Genomic DNA, 13,799 nt, shown 5'->3' on the forward strand with positions numbered 1-13,799 from the left:
CGGGTTCATGGAACGCACACTGTTCAGTTTTATCTGGAAATATTCGAAACGCGATCAGGTGCTGTTGCTGCTGGTCACGTTGATCACCTTCCCCTTTCTTTACGCCACGCTGGAACTGCCCAAGCGGATCATCAACGATGCCATCGGTGCGGATTCCGACACGGTCACCCTGTGGGGAGTGAACATGGGGCAGGTGCAGTTCCTGATGCTGCTCTGTGGCATCTATCTGGCGGCGGTTCTGGCGCATGGTTTGCTGAAAATGCGCCTGAACACGATGAAGGGCATCGTGTCCGAGCGGATGCTGCGCCGCCTGCGCTATACGCTGATCGCGCGGATGATGCGGTTTCCGCGCAGCTATTTCCGCACCACTTCGCAGGGCGAATTGGTCAGCATGGTCACCTCCGAGGCCGAGCCGATGGGCGGGTTGATGGGCGACGCGCTGGCGCAACCCATCTTTCAGGCAGGGCAGATGGCGATCATCGTGGTGTTCCTGTTTGCCCAGAGCATCTGGTTCGGGCTGGCTGGCGTCGCGCTGATCCCGTTGCAGGCCTGGTTGATCCCCATGTTGCAACGGCAGATCAACGTGCTGAACAAGGCGCGGATCGTGCAGGTGCGCGCCTTGTCCGCCGAGATTGGCGAAAGTGCGGCCGGCGTGACCGACCTGCGGACCAACGGCGGCTGGCGTTACCGGCTGGCGCAGTTCACGGACCGTCTGGGGGTGCTGTTCGAGCTGCGCTACAAGATCTACCAGAAGAAATTCTTCATGAAGTTCCTCAACAACTTCATCACGCAGCTTACGCCGTTCTTTTTCTATTCGGTGGGCGGATATCTTGCGATCAACGGGCAGATCTCTGTCGGTGCGCTGGTTGCGGCGCTGGCGGCCTACAAAGACCTGTCCAGCCCGTGGAAGGAACTGCTGACCTATTACAACCAGGTGCAGGACATGTCGGTGCGCTGGGATGTTGTGACCGAGAGGTTCAACCCCAAGGGCATGATCGAGGCCGACAAGTTCGAAGGCAGCCCCAAGACCATCCCGCATTTGGACGGCAACATCGTACTGGACAACGTGTCGGTGCGCGATGCGGACGGCAATTCGGTTCTGGAAAATATCAAGCTGACAATTCCGGCAAAGGCGCGTGTCGCCATACAGGTCGCCAACCAGACCGAACGGACGGCGCTGGCCGAATTGTTGACCCGCGAAGTGACGCCATCGCGGGGGCATGTGATCATGTCCGATCATGATCTGGCCGACCTGCATCAGGCGGTGATCGCCGCGCGGATCGGCTATGCCCATTCCCGGCCCTATCTGTTCGACGGCAGCCTGGGCAGCAACCTGTTGATGCCGTTGATGACCAGCCCGCGCACTGTCCTTTGGGACCCCGGTCACAAGGACAAGAAAGCCATTGAATCCCAGCGTGCAGGCAACAGCACCGACAGCCTGATAGCCGACTGGGTTGATCCCGGTCTGGCAGGTCTGAACGACGCGGAAGACATTCGCGCCTGGTGGTTCAAATTGATCAATGCGATCGGGATCGAAGACCAGATGGTGCGGCGTATGTTGGGCACCAGCATAGATGCCGCCTTGCACCCCGACCTGGCCACGGCCATCGTTGCGCTGCGCCCCGAAGTCGAGCGCCGGTTGAATGCGTCCGGCCTGAGCGATGCGGTCCACCGGTTTTCCCCGGACAAATTCAACCCGACGGTGCCCTTGGGCGGCAACCTGTTGTTTGGCGCGCCGCGGTACAGCATCAGCCAGCAGGCGCTGGTGGACGAAGGCCGGTTTTTGCGGCTTGTCTCGGAGCAGGGTTTGGCCGAGCAGGGTATCGCCATCTCGCAGACCCTGATGGAAACGCTGTTGCAGACCTTTGGTCGCGACGGCACCAACCACCCGTTGTTCATGGCGCTGGGCATCGAGGAAGAGATGTACGACCGGCTCGCCGATATTGCCGAGCGGCGCCGTGAAAAAGGGGACGCAGCGCTGAGCGACGAGGAATTCGCGCTGTTCCTGACAGTGCCTTTCGCGCTGACCGCGGAACAGTTCGGCCCGGCCTTTCCCGAGAGTTTCAAAGGCGAGATCCTGAAGATCCGCCACGAGCATGGGGCGACCTTGCTGGCCCTGATGGACGATATGTTCATCCCCATCGCGCCGGAAAACTACCTGCCGCGCATGACGATACTGGAAAATGCCCTGTACGGGCGGATCTCGGGGATGGCAGGCGCGCGCGCCAAGGAGATTGAGAGCCTGGTCATGGATCTGCTGCTTGAACAGGATCTGCAACAACTGGTGGCCGAAACGATCTTTGATATTCCCACAGGGTTGGCCGGGGTGAAGATTCCAACCATGTTCCAGGAGCGGGCAGCCTTCAGCCGTGCCGCGATCAAGCGGCCGGACATCCTGGTGCTGGACCGGGCGCTGGCCAGCCACAACAGCGCGCAACGCAGCGCTGCGCGCGCCGGTCTGCGCGATCTCTTGCCTGATTCAACACTGATCTTCATGGAAGAATCCTTTGAAAATCCGGATGCTTATGACCTGTTCGTCGAGATCAAGAACGGACGCATTGACGGTATTCTAAGCCACGATGCCGAAGACGAAGACGGCGAAGGCGCCGATGATCTGCGGCGCAAGCTTCGCATGATCGGGCGCACCGAATTGTTCGGCAAAATGGACGGTCGGAACCAGCGTCTGCTGGCTTTTGCCGCGCAGTGGTATCCTGTGGCTGCGGGTCAACGGGTGTTTTCCGCAGGCGACCCTGCCGATGCGGCCTATTTGTGCGTCACGGGGCAGGCTGTCATGAGTTACCAGGACAACGAAGGCGGAAGCCATCCCATCACAATCGTGAACCCGGGTCGGGTGATTGGCGATTTGTCGATCATCATGAATGAACCGCGCCAGATGGACCTGACCGCCACAACCGATTGCAAGTTCCTGCGACTGGGGGCCGAGGAATTCCGCGCGGTGTACGAAAACGATCCGAAAGTTCTGTTGCACCTGCTGCAGACCGTGGGCACCCATTTGACCGGCGCGGCAGAGCTTTTGCGGGATGCGCGGGTGAACATGCCGACGCCCACCGGTCCGGTCGCCCCGTCGCTTGAGGATGAAGAATGATCCGTCCGCCCGCCGCTTATGCCGCGCATCAGGCCTTTGTTGCGCCTGCGCGCGCTCATCCTGCGCTGTGGCGGCTGGTTGTCGGCTTGCTGCTGGGCGGCGTCGGCTATGTGGTGCTGAGCCAGATCTATGTCACCCTGCTGCTGTCGATCTTGCCGCCCGAAACGGCGCTGAGCTTTGCCGAAGATCTGCAAGCCGGCAGCACGCCCGCCGGGATGTTCGCGCTGTTGTTCAGCTTTGGCCTGATGTTGGGGGTCGTGGGCTGCGTGGTGGTCGTCTTGCATCATCGGTCGCCGCTGACCCTGCTGGGGCCGATGCGCGATTTTGCGGCGCAGGTGCGGCTGGCTGTTGTGGCGGTGGTGCTGCTGAACGTGGCGCTGTGGGTGCTGCCGCCCTGGGGCATGGACCCGCCGATGCAGCCGCAATTGCCCCTTGGACAATGGCTCACGCTGCTGCCGCTGTCTCTGCTGGCGATCCTTGTGCAGGTCAGCGCCGAAGAACTGCTGTTTCGCGGCTACCTTCAACAGCAACTGGCGGCGCGGTTCGCGTCGCCGCTGGTGTGGATGGTGGTGCCGTCTGCGCTGTTTGCACTGGGGCATTATTCCCCCGAAACATCGGGCGACAACGCAATCTGGTTTGTCCTCTGGGCGGGCATATTCGGCCTGTTGATGGCTGACCTCACCGCGCGCGCGGGAACGCTTGGCCCTGCCATCGCCGTGCATTTCGTCAACAACGCGATTGCCATGCTGTTCACCGCCATGCCTGACAACCTGTCCGGCCTTGCCCTGTATGTGCTGCCCTTTGGAATGTCTGACCCTACGGCGGTGGCGCAATGGCTGCCGGTCGACTTTGCCATCATGCTGACCAGTTGGCTGGCCGTGCGCCTTGCCTTGCGCCGTTGATTGCAATTGTCGGGCATGGGCATTATCTGAGGGACCAACAGGCCAGCAGAAAGTGTACTCATGAACTGGATTAACAATTACGTCCGGCCCCGGATCAATTCGATTTTTTCGCGCCGCGAGACCCCGGACAATTTGTGGACCAAATGCGACGAGTGCGGCACCATGCTGTTCCACCGCGAGGTCAGCGACAATCTGAACGTCTGCACCAATTGCGGCCATCACATGAACATCACCCCGCGCGACCGCTTCAAGGCGTTGTTCGACGGGGGCATCTTTACGCAGGTCACAGTGCCGGTGCCCAATGCGGACCCGCTGCATTTTCGCGATCAGAAGAAATACCCCGACCGGATGAAAGCCGCCCAAAAGGCAACAGGCGAGGCCGAGGCGATGCTGGTCGCCACCGGCGAGATCGGGCGCACGCCCATCGTCGCCTGCGCGCAGGACTTTACCTTCATGGCCGGGTCCATGGGCATGTATGTGGGCAATGCGATCATCGCTGCCGCTGAAGAAGCGGTAAAGCTTAAACGCCCGCTGATTCTGTTCTCTGCCGCGGGCGGCGCCCGTATGCAGGAAGGCATCCTGTCGCTGATGCAGATGCCGCGCACCACGGTCGCCGTGCAGATGCTGAAAGAGGCGAACCTGCCCTATATCGTCGTGCTGACCCACCCCACCACGGGCGGCGTGACCGCGTCCTATGCGATGCTGGGCGATGTGCATATTGCGGAACCCAACGCGTTGATCTGTTTTGCCGGGCCGCGCGTGATTGAACAGACCATCCGTGAAAAACTGCCCGAAGGGTTCCAGCGCGCCGAATACCTGCTGGACCACGGCATGCTGGACCGCGTGACCCCACGCACCGAAATGCGCGAGGAATTGATCAACATCACCCGCATGTTGTTGGGGCTGTCCCCCGCCGTCAAAGGCGACCTGCCCGCGCCTGACCCGGTCTCAGAAGAGCCCAAACCGGCCCCCGCCCCCGAGAAAGCGGCAAAGCCCGCGCCGGCACCGTCCAAGAAATGACCGCCAACGGTTCGGATGTCATCCTGCAACGGATGATGGCGCTGCATCCCAAGATCATCGACCTGACGCTGGACCGTGTCTGGCGGTTGCTGGATGCCCTGGGCAATCCGCAGAACGACTTGCCGCCGGTGATCCACATCGCGGGCACCAATGGCAAGGGGTCGACCCAGGCGATGATCCGCGCGGGGCTTGAGGCCGCGGGCAAACGTGTGCATGCCTATACCTCGCCGCATCTGGCGCGGTTTCACGAACGTATCCGGCTGGCGGGCGAATTGATCACCGAGGACGCGCTGAGTGCGGTTCTGGATGAATGCTATGCCGCCAACAACGGCGAAACGATCACCTATTTCGAGATCACCACCGTTGCCGCGATCCTGGCCTTTGCGCGGACCCCTGCGGATTATACCCTGTTGGAGGTCGGTCTGGGCGGGCGTCTGGACGCCACCAATGTGATTGCGAAACCGGCGGTCACGGTGATCACCCCGGTCAGCATCGACCACCAGCAGTTCCTGGGCGACACGTTGACCCAGATCGCGGGGGAAAAGGCCGGGATCATCAAGCGTGGCGTGCCCTGCGTGGTCGGCCCGCAGGAAGACGACGCACTGGAGGTGATCGAAGGCGTTGCCACCCGTCTGGGCGCGCCGCTGATGGTCTATGGCCAGCACTGGCAGATCGGACCGGATCACGGTCGGATGGCGTTTCAGGACGACAGCGGCCTGCTGGATTTGCCGTTGCCAAACCTGATCGGGGCGCATCAGGTGCAGAATGCCGGTGCCGCGCTGATGGTGCTGCGCACCCTTGGACTGGACGAGGCCGCCTGCACGGCCGCTGTCACCAACGCGCAATGGCCCGCCCGGATGCAGCGTTTGCGCACCGGCCCGCTGGCCGACCGCGCAGGCAAGGCCGAGCTGTGGCTGGACGGCGGCCACAACCCCGCAGCGGGCGAGGCGCTGGCACAGGTTCTGGCAAACCTGCCGGACCGGCCCACACATCTGATTTGCGGGATGCTGAACACCAAGGACATCGGCGGCTATCTGCGTCCGCTGGCGGCCCACACGGCCAGCCTCACGGCTGTGTCGATCCCTGGCGAGGCGAACACCTTGCCCGCGGAAACCACGGCCCAGGCCGCAGCCAAGGCCGGGATGCAGGCCAGCACGGCACAGGATGTGGCGCAGGCGCTGGACGCGATTCTCACAACCGATCCCGACGCGCGCGTGCTGATCTGCGGGTCGCTGTATCTGGCCGGAAATATACTGCGCGAAAACGGCTGAAACCGCTGCTTCCTTGCCACAGGCCGAGGGCATTCGCATGCGCCTATATTGACGTTATCTCGGCATCGGCCCTAGATGTGGTGCAGAAAAGGTCGGAGGGCGCTGCGCCCGAAACCGCCAGATTCTGAGAGCAGATTTATGGACCGCCGCATGTCACAGGCGTCCGCCACGGATACGCGGTTTGCGCCGCGCCACGAAGAACGGACCCCCACTGTCACCGTTTTTGCCCTTGGCAGCGCCATCTTTGCGCTGATCGCAGGGATGAGCTTTTTATTGATGTCGCAAGGTTCGGTGGACGACGTGTCCCCGGTCGCGGCGCAGGACTGGGCCCACGACGTCAGCCGTGCGGACACGTCCATGCTGGACCCGGCCCCCGTCTCGACCGCGCAGGTTCTGGGCGGGATGTCCGACGCCGAAGGCCGCCCCGTGGATCTCAAGCGGGTGACCGACCGCGTGCTGGACTGGTACGGGTATTCGCCCAGGTCCGGCCAAAAGCTGCAATCGCTGCTGGTGTCCGCGCTGTCGCAAGAGCAATCGGACGCCTATATCGACACGCTGCTGAACATTGCCGCGCGACGCGGGGACTTCGTGGTCTCGGCGCATATGCGCAAGGCCAACGGGCGCGTCGACACCGAGGGGCTGCTGGCCGCCATCGTGCGTTACGCCTCGGGCTGACCCCAGTCCGCGGCCATCATCTCGCGCAGGCGCGACGCGGTGCGTTCGAATTCAAACGTGCCTTCGCCTTCGACATAGAGCATTTCGGGCACGGCAGCGGCCGAGGCGATCAGCTTGACCTTGGCCTCGTACAGCGCGTCGATCAGGGTCACGAACCGCTTGGCCTCGTTGAAGTTGCTGCGCGACAGGCGCGGGATGTTGTCGATCATCAGCACCCGCACGGTATCCGCGATCACCAGATAATCGCCCGGCCCCAAGGGTTTGCCACACAGGTCGTAAAACGGCGCGCGGGCGATGCCGCTGCGATAGGCGGGCAGTTCGACTTCGCGGCCCTTGATCTTCAGAACCAGCGGTTCGGCCTCGCCCCCTGTCAGGTCGCGCCATACTGCGTCCATGGTGGCGCGGGTTTCCTCGGATATCGGGGTAAAGAACCGCTCTTCACCGGCCAGACGGTCCTGCCGATAGTCACGCGGGCTGACCATTTCGTGGACCACCATCTTGTCCTTGATCAGGTCGATGGCGGGCAGGAACAGCTGGCGGTTCAACCCGTTCTTGTACAGCTCGTCCGGGTGGCGGTTCGATGTGGTGATCACGCATGTGCCCGCCTCGAACAGGGCGCGGAACAGCCGCCCGACGATCATCGCGTCGGTGATGTCGGTGATCTGCATTTCGTCAAAGGCCAGCAATCGCACGCTTTCGGCCACCTTTTTCGCCACGGGGGCCACCGCATCCTCGACGCCGTTCTGATGCGCCTCGTGCAGGGCTGCGTGGATTTCCTGCATGAAAGCATGAAAATGCACACGGCGCGCAGGCACATCGTCCAGATGCTGGACAAACAGGTCCATCAGCATCGACTTGCCCCGCCCGACGCCACCCCACAGGTACAACCCCTTGGGGGCTTCGGGGGCTTTGCGGAACCAGCCGGTCTTTGCCGGCGTGTTCAGCGCCTGCTGGATGCGGTCGAATTCGTCCATCACCGCCAACTGGGCGGGATCGGATTGCAATGTGCCGTCTTCGGTCAATTGCGCGTAAATGGTGCTGAACTTGGTCATGCCCTGCCTTAGCCGAGCGTCAACGCGTTGAAAAGCAGGGGGCGCGGGGTTCTCATCAAATTTTGTGACGTGACGAATTGAAATGCTGATTTGACCAAGGCCCGCATTTCCCTAAGAGTTTCCGTATTCCAATGCCGGAGCTTGCACGATGCCCCCCCGTACTCCTCTTTTCACGCCCGTCTTGCTGGTCGGATGCTTTATCATCATGGTCAGCTTTGCCGTGCGGGCGTCCTTTGGCGTGTTCCAGATTCCGATTGCTGCCGAATTCGGCTGGCTGAGGACGGAATTTTCGCTGGCCATCGCGATCCAGAACCTTGCGTGGGGCGTGGGCCAGCCGATTTTTGGGGCCATCGCGGAAAAGATCGGTGATCGCAAGGCCATCGTGATCGGTGCGTTGCTTTATGCCGTCGGGCTGGTGCTGTCCGCAGGATCGACCACCCCGTTGGAACATCAGGCCTATGCCTGGCTGGTGGGTTTTGGCATTGCAGGCACCGGCTTTGGCGTGATCCTGGCCGTGGTGGGCCGGGCCGCCAGTGACGACAACCGGTCGATGTCGCTGGCCATTGCCACGGCGGCGGGCAGTGCGGGCCAGGTCTTTGGCGCGCCGGTGGCCGAATGGCTGCTGACAATGATGAGCTGGCAGATGGTGTTCATGACCTTTGCCGCCGCGATCATGGCGATGCTGCTGACGCTGCCGCTGATGCGTGCGCCGGTCTCGGCGACCAAGGCCGAGCTTGAGGAAAGCATGGGGCAGATATTGGTCAAAGCGTTTCGCGATCCGTCCTTTACGCTGATTTTCCTGGGGTTCTTTAGCTGTGGCTATCAATTGGGGTTCATCACCGCGCATTTTCCGGCCTTTGTGACCGAGCTGTGCGGCCCGATCCTGCCGGGTGGCGTGCTGCACAACATTGGTATCACCAGCACCTCGGCGCTGGGGGCGGTGGCGATTTCGTTGATCGGGCTAGCCAATATCGTGGGGACGCTGGCGGCCGGCTGGGCGGGCAAGCGGTTTTCCAAGAAATACCTGCTGGCGGGCATCTATGTCGGGCGCACCGTGATTGCGGCGCTGTTCATCCTGATGCCGATCACGCCATTGTCGGTGATCCTGTTTTCGGTCGGGATGGGGGCGCTGTGGCTGGCCACCGTGCCGCTGACCTCGGGGCTGGTCGCGCATATTTACGGGTTGCGGTATATGGGCACGCTGTATGGCATCGTGTTTTTCAGCCACCAGTTGGGCAGCTTTCTGGGCGTCTGGCTGGGCGGGCGCATGTACGACATCACCGGCAACTATACGATGGTCTGGTGGGTTGGCGTCGGTGTGGGCGCATTCAGCGCCATCGTCCATCTGCCGATCCGCGAGCGGGTTCTGGGCCGTGGCCCGATGGCAAAACCGGCCTAGAGCTTTGGCGGGTTGTCGCGGATGATCTGCAACACCTGATCCGCGTGCGTGTAGGTCAGCGCATGGGTCGCGCCGTCGATCACTTCCTGATGTGCGTTGCGGCTCCATTCGGCCAGAACGCCGACGGATGACATCGAAATCACCGTGTCCTCGCGCCCCCAGATCGCCAGCACGGGAATGCCCGCGCGGTGGATGATCTGGTGTTCGGCCTTCAGGTTATGCCCCAATACGCCGCGCAGGCTGGACAGAACCGCGGGCACGAACCCGCGCCAGTTCAGTTCGGCCTGCTGCTTGTCACCGATGTTTTCCACCTGCGTCTTGAAGGCAGCTTCGGACCTGATCCCCTTGCGCAGCTGGCGCGGGAAAAAGGCCAGCATGAGCCAGTCGCCGATCAGCGGGGTCTGCGTGATGAACCGGTTCAGTCGTGACCGCACAAGGCCCATGCCGGCAGGGGCCAGCAGGATCAGCTGGCGCACGCGGTCGGGGTGGTTTGCGGCAAACAGCGTGGCGATGGCTCCGCCCATCGAATAGCCAATCAGGGTAATGTCGCCGCCGACGTTTTCATGGGCCAGCAGCTCCTCAAGCTCGGTCAGGTAGAAGGCATCGTCATGCGCCGCCTTGGGCCGGTCCGAATAGCCGCGCCCGTAGTGGTCGAAAATCAGGATGCGAAAGCCCATCAACGCCAGCCCACGCGCCAAGCCGCCCCAGACATAGGACGACGTGGTCAGCCCGTGGATGCACACACAGACCGGCCCGCGCGTGGGACCAAGCCAGTCATAATGCACCACGCCTTGGGACAGGGTGGCAAACTTGCCCAGCGCATCGCGGCGGGTGTCCTGTGTCATGCGCTTGCGGGTGAGTTCGATCACCAGTGGAATGGCGATAACGACAGCCAGCAAAAGCAGCACCCAGCCTATCATTTGCCCGCTTTCCAACGGTCCAGGATATAGCGGCTGGTCATCAGGTCCAGATGCGCGCCGCCGCCGTTCTTGAACAGCGTAATCTCGTCGTCCGACCTGCGTTTGAACGCGGCGATGTCATAGTAATCGGCCAGCAGGTGATCGCGGGTGATCGCGCCGCTTTCCAGCGGAATGTTGATCTCGCCGATATGGCCGATGGTGGTGTCGAAGCTGTCGACAAAGACCCGTGCTTTTTGCAGGGCTGCGTCGTCAACCTCGCGCATGTCGGGGCGATAGGCGCCGATCAGATCGACGTGCTGGCCCGGTTGCAACCAGTCGCCCTTGATCAGCGGTTCGGTGGACATGGTGGCGCTGGTAATGATGTCGGCGGCCCGCACGGCTGTCTCCAGATCGTCCGCCACCTGCAAGCCGTCCACCTCTTGCGCCATCTTGTCGGCATTGGTGCGGGTGCGGTTCCAGACGGTGAAGCGTGCATTGGGGAAAGCGGCGGAATAGGCCGCGTGCAGGCTGTGTCCCACGGTGCCCGCGCCCACGATCAAGATGTTTTCGCTGTCCGGGCGCGCCAGCCGACGGGCGGCGGTCAGGCTGTCGCCTGCGGTTTTCCACTTGGTCACAAGGTGGAAATCCACAATCGCCTCAAGCGTGCCATCGGTGTCGGCATACAGCGTCACACCCCCGTTCACCATCGGCTTGCTGTGCGCCGGATTGCCCGGAAAGATCGTTGCCGATTTCACCGCGATGCCCAGACCGTCAATCCACGCCGAGCGGCTCAACAGCGTGTCGGGATCACGGTAAAGAAACGTGTCGCCAATTTCGGCACGGGGCAGGTCGTGGCCCGCCGCCAGCGCATCGGTCAGGCCGATCCAGTCCAGCAGCGCCTCGCCTTCGGCAAAGGGGATGATGGGGATATGGCTCATTTGGCTTCGTCCTCGGTCAAAAGCCCTTCGGACACCAGACGGGCGGCCCAGCCTTCGGGATTTCTGAAAAGATGCGTCTTCCACCCCCGCGCTGCGGCGGCGGCGATGTTGTCGTCGCGGTCGTCGGCAAAGATCAACGCATCCCCGGACAGGCCGCTTTCATCCTCCAGCATTTGGAAAATCTGCGGGTTGGGTTTGATCACCCCCATGTGCCCCGAGATGAAGTCGCGGTCGAATTCACGCAGGAACGGATAAACCTCGGCTGCGATGTCATAGGTCTGGATGCCGAAGTTGGTCAGCGAAAACACCGGCGTGCCTTTGGCTTGCAGCGCTTTCATCAGCCGGACCGAGTGGTCGATGGCGGGCGCTGCCATGTCGATCCAGCGGTCGTGCCACATGCGGATTTCCGTTGCCCAGTCGGGGTTGGCATCGGCGGTTGCCATAACAGTGTCGGTAAAGTTCTTGCCCAGGTCGACGCGGTCGTTCATGCCGTGCAGGTCCACGTTGGCGAACATTTCGCGGCGACGTTGACCGCCGATGACGCTGTCAAAGAAACGCTCCGGCTGCCACTCGATCAACACGTTTCCGATGTCGAATACGACGGCTTTGATGGTCATATATCTTGCCTTTCCCGCGCCGGTCTCCGCTGCGGGAAAGGGGCGCTTTATGTCTTTGCTGCGGCGCGGATTGCCCGCTCCAGTGCGTCCAGAAAACGTGAGCGGTCGGCCTTTGTAAAGCCTTTGCCGCCGCCCATGCGAAAGGGATCGGCGCTGCGCAGATCGGTCATCAGATCGCGGGTGGCCAGCACGTTGCCGATGTTGGCCTGCGTCAGCGGTTCGCCGTTGTGTTTCAACACCTGCGCACCCGCCTCGACGCATTTGGCGGCCAGGGGAATATCACCCGTCACCACGACATCGCCGGGGCCAGCGCGGTCGGCAATCCACATGTCGGCGACATCCGGCCCCTCGGGCACGATAACGGTTTCCACCAGCGGGTTCTGCGACGGACGCAGCCCGCCGTTCGACACCACATACATCTTCAGCCTGTGCCGCGTGGCAACCCGTTCAGCCTCGGCTTTGACCGGGCAGGCGTCGGCGTCGATATACAGGCTCATTCGGTGCCCTTGCGCGGTGTTTTATACTGTTCAGGGATCGGCATGCGGTTAAAGGCATCCAGCCCCGCAATCTTGTAAGCCTCTGCCAGCGTTGGATAATTGAACGTGTTCTGCACGAAATAATCCACCGTCCCCTTCAGGTTCAGCACCGCCTGCGCGATGTGGATCAGCTCGGTCGCCCCTTCGCCGACGATCTGCACACCCAGAACCCGGCGGGTTTTCAGGCTGACCAGCATTTTCAGCATGCCATGTTCCAGCCCCATGATATGCCCGCGTGACGTCTCACGCATACGGGCAATTCCAACCTCGTAGGCGATGCCGCGCTCCTGCATCTCTTCCTCGGACATGCCGCAGGTGCTGATTTCGGGAACGGAGTAGATGCCATAGGGAAACCACGGACTTTCTTCCAGCGTCGGGGTGTCCAGCGCGTGACAGGCCGCAACGCGCCCCTGTTGCAACGAGGTCGAGGCCAGCGAAGGGTGGCCGATCACATCACCGGCTGCATAAATATGCGGCACATTGGTCTGATAGGTCTTGCGATCCACACTCAGCCGCCCCCGATGGTCGGTCTCAAGCCCGGCCGCCGCCGTGTTCAGCTGGTCGGTGGCCCCCATGCGTCCGGCGGCGAACAACAACATCTCGCCGCGCACATGGCGACCGTTGGACAGGCTGACCTCGATATGGGGGCCTGCATCCTCGATCTTGTCCACCGCGGAACCCAGCCGCAGATCAACGCCGTTTTCTCGGATTTCATGCATGAATTCCTGAATGGTGGCGGTGTCGATGAAGTCCAGGAAGCTGTCGCGTGGTTCGATCAGGGTGACGCGCACATCCAGCGCGGCGAACATGGTGGCATATTCCACGCCGATCACACCCGCGCCAATGACAATCAGGCTGCGCGGAATTTCCTGCATGTCGAGAAAATCGTCGCTGTCCACCACCGTGCGCCCGTTGAACGGCACATTGTCAGGACGGTAGGTACGGGTGCCTGTGGAAATCAGGAACTTGTCGGCGGTGATCTGGGTCTTTTCCCCGGCTTCGGTGTCCACCTCGATGGTATGCGGGTCAAGAAAACGGGCCGCACCATGCAGGGTATCGACGTGGTTGCGGGCGAACTGGTGTTCCAGCACGTCCACCTCGTAATCCAGTGTCATGTGCAGCCGCGCACGCAGGTCTTCGGCCCCGATATCCTGACGCGCGCGATAGGACCGCCCGTAAAAGCTGCGCTCGCGCCAGCCGCTGAGGTTCAGCACGGTTTCGCGCAGGGTCTTGGACGGGATCGTGCCGGTGTGCACCGAGACTCCGCCCAGACGGTCGCGCCGGTCGATGACCAGCACGCGGCGTTTCAGCTTGCCCGCCTGAATAGCGGCGGACCGGCCTGCGGGGCCGGACCCGATAATGACAAGATCATAGTGCGACATGG

General features: G+C 62.1%; 12 protein-coding genes. 6 read left to right on the forward strand and 6 right to left on the reverse strand.

What is annotated here, in order from left to right:
• Positions 1 to 7: 7 nt before the first annotated feature.
• The 5 genes from BUC08_RS13545 (at position 8) to BUC08_RS13565 (ending at position 6,974) form a co-directional block, all read left to right on the forward strand.
• Positions 8 to 3,106 (forward strand): ABC transporter transmembrane domain-containing protein, encoded by a 3,099-nt coding sequence (locus BUC08_RS13545; RefSeq protein ID WP_051694001.1) that lies wholly within the window; start codon positions 8 to 10, stop codon positions 3,104 to 3,106.
• Positions 3,103 to 4,008, forward strand: coding sequence for a CPBP family intramembrane glutamic endopeptidase (locus BUC08_RS13550; protein ID WP_037922965.1), 906 nt, complete (start codon positions 3,103 to 3,105; stop codon positions 4,006 to 4,008). Before BUC08_RS13545 ends, BUC08_RS13550 begins: the two co-directional genes overlap by 4 nt.
• Before the next feature lie 60 nt (positions 4,009 to 4,068).
• Positions 4,069 to 5,028 (forward strand): acetyl-CoA carboxylase, carboxyltransferase subunit beta, encoded by a 960-nt coding sequence (gene accD, locus BUC08_RS13555; RefSeq protein WP_037922966.1) that lies wholly within the window; start codon positions 4,069 to 4,071, stop codon positions 5,026 to 5,028.
• Positions 5,025 to 6,299, forward strand: a complete 1,275-nt coding sequence (locus BUC08_RS13560) for a bifunctional folylpolyglutamate synthase/dihydrofolate synthase (RefSeq protein WP_037922967.1) — start codon at positions 5,025 to 5,027, stop codon at positions 6,297 to 6,299. Before accD ends, BUC08_RS13560 begins: the two co-directional genes overlap by 4 nt.
• A 150-nt stretch (positions 6,300 to 6,449) precedes the next feature.
• Complete coding sequence (locus BUC08_RS13565; RefSeq protein WP_143186745.1) at positions 6,450 to 6,974, forward strand: hypothetical protein; 525 nt, start codon at positions 6,450 to 6,452, stop codon at positions 6,972 to 6,974.
• On the opposite strand, the gene zapE is transcribed toward BUC08_RS13565, so the two are convergent.
• Positions 6,959 to 8,026, reverse strand: a complete 1,068-nt coding sequence (zapE, locus tag BUC08_RS13570) for a cell division protein ZapE (RefSeq protein WP_037922973.1) — start codon at positions 8,024 to 8,026, stop codon at positions 6,959 to 6,961. The genes BUC08_RS13565 and zapE overlap by 16 nt on opposite strands.
• A gap of 148 nt (positions 8,027 to 8,174) precedes the next feature.
• Between zapE and BUC08_RS13575 the strand changes: the two genes are divergently transcribed.
• Positions 8,175 to 9,425 (forward strand): MFS transporter, encoded by a 1,251-nt coding sequence (locus tag BUC08_RS13575; RefSeq protein ID WP_037922976.1) that lies wholly within the window; start codon positions 8,175 to 8,177, stop codon positions 9,423 to 9,425.
• On the opposite strand, the gene BUC08_RS13580 is transcribed toward BUC08_RS13575, so the two are convergent.
• From BUC08_RS13580 to sthA, 5 genes are read right to left on the reverse strand one after another with little or no spacing between them, the layout of a single operon-like run.
• Positions 9,422 to 10,345, reverse strand: a complete 924-nt coding sequence (locus BUC08_RS13580; protein WP_037922978.1) for an alpha/beta fold hydrolase — start codon at positions 10,343 to 10,345, stop codon at positions 9,422 to 9,424. The two genes, BUC08_RS13575 and BUC08_RS13580, sit on opposite strands and share 4 nt — an antisense overlap.
• The gene (locus BUC08_RS13585; protein ID WP_037922980.1) at positions 10,342 to 11,262 is read right to left on the reverse strand and encodes an ornithine cyclodeaminase family protein; all 921 of its coding nucleotides are present in this window, start codon (positions 11,260 to 11,262) and stop codon (positions 10,342 to 10,344) included. The genes BUC08_RS13580 and BUC08_RS13585 overlap by 4 nt, the downstream gene beginning before the upstream one ends.
• Positions 11,259 to 11,879, reverse strand: coding sequence for an HAD family hydrolase (locus BUC08_RS13590; RefSeq protein ID WP_037922983.1), 621 nt, complete (start codon positions 11,877 to 11,879; stop codon positions 11,259 to 11,261). Before BUC08_RS13590 ends, BUC08_RS13585 begins: the two co-directional genes overlap by 4 nt.
• A 47-nt stretch (positions 11,880 to 11,926) precedes the next feature.
• On the reverse strand, positions 11,927 to 12,376 hold the full coding sequence (locus tag BUC08_RS13595) for a YaiI/YqxD family protein (RefSeq protein WP_037922985.1): 450 nt from the start codon (positions 12,374 to 12,376) through the stop codon (positions 11,927 to 11,929).
• Entirely contained in the window at positions 12,373 to 13,797 is a 1,425-nt protein-coding gene (gene sthA / locus BUC08_RS13600; protein ID WP_037922996.1) for a Si-specific NAD(P)(+) transhydrogenase, read from the reverse strand. Before sthA ends, BUC08_RS13595 begins: the two co-directional genes overlap by 4 nt.
• Between the last annotated feature and the right edge of the window lie 2 nt (positions 13,798 to 13,799).

Origin of the sequence: Pseudosulfitobacter pseudonitzschiae, assembly GCF_900129395.1 — a bacterium.
GTDB classification, from domain to species: Bacteria; Pseudomonadota; Alphaproteobacteria; order Rhodobacterales; family Rhodobacteraceae; genus Pseudosulfitobacter; species Pseudosulfitobacter pseudonitzschiae.

What these genes read in the sequence shown, in the direction of transcription:
- BUC08_RS13585 (WP_037922980.1), bottom strand. Translation starts at nt 11,262, where the DNA reads ATGAGCCATATCCCCATCATCCCCTTTGCCGAAGGCGAGGCGCTGCTG.
- BUC08_RS13565 (WP_143186745.1), top strand. Translation starts at nt 6,450, where the DNA reads ATGTCACAGGCGTCCGCCACGGATACGCGGTTTGCGCCGCGCCACGAA.
- zapE (WP_037922973.1), bottom strand. Translation starts at nt 8,026, where the DNA reads ATGACCAAGTTCAGCACCATTTACGCGCAATTGACCGAAGACGGCACA.
- BUC08_RS13560 (WP_037922967.1), top strand. Translation starts at nt 5,025, where the DNA reads ATGACCGCCAACGGTTCGGATGTCATCCTGCAACGGATGATGGCGCTG.
- BUC08_RS13550 (WP_037922965.1), top strand. Translation starts at nt 3,103, where the DNA reads ATGATCCGTCCGCCCGCCGCTTATGCCGCGCATCAGGCCTTTGTTGCG.
- accD (WP_037922966.1), top strand. Translation starts at nt 4,069, where the DNA reads ATGAACTGGATTAACAATTACGTCCGGCCCCGGATCAATTCGATTTTT.
- BUC08_RS13595 (WP_037922985.1), bottom strand. Translation starts at nt 12,376, where the DNA reads ATGAGCCTGTATATCGACGCCGACGCCTGCCCGGTCAAAGCCGAGGCT.
- sthA (WP_037922996.1), bottom strand. Translation starts at nt 13,797, where the DNA reads ATGTCGCACTATGATCTTGTCATTATCGGGTCCGGCCCCGCAGGCCGG.
- BUC08_RS13580 (WP_037922978.1), bottom strand. Translation starts at nt 10,345, where the DNA reads ATGATAGGCTGGGTGCTGCTTTTGCTGGCTGTCGTTATCGCCATTCCA.
- BUC08_RS13575 (WP_037922976.1), top strand. Translation starts at nt 8,175, where the DNA reads ATGCCCCCCCGTACTCCTCTTTTCACGCCCGTCTTGCTGGTCGGATGC.
- BUC08_RS13590 (WP_037922983.1), bottom strand. Translation starts at nt 11,879, where the DNA reads ATGACCATCAAAGCCGTCGTATTCGACATCGGAAACGTGTTGATCGAG.
- BUC08_RS13545 (WP_051694001.1), top strand. Translation starts at nt 8, where the DNA reads ATGGAACGCACACTGTTCAGTTTTATCTGGAAATATTCGAAACGCGAT.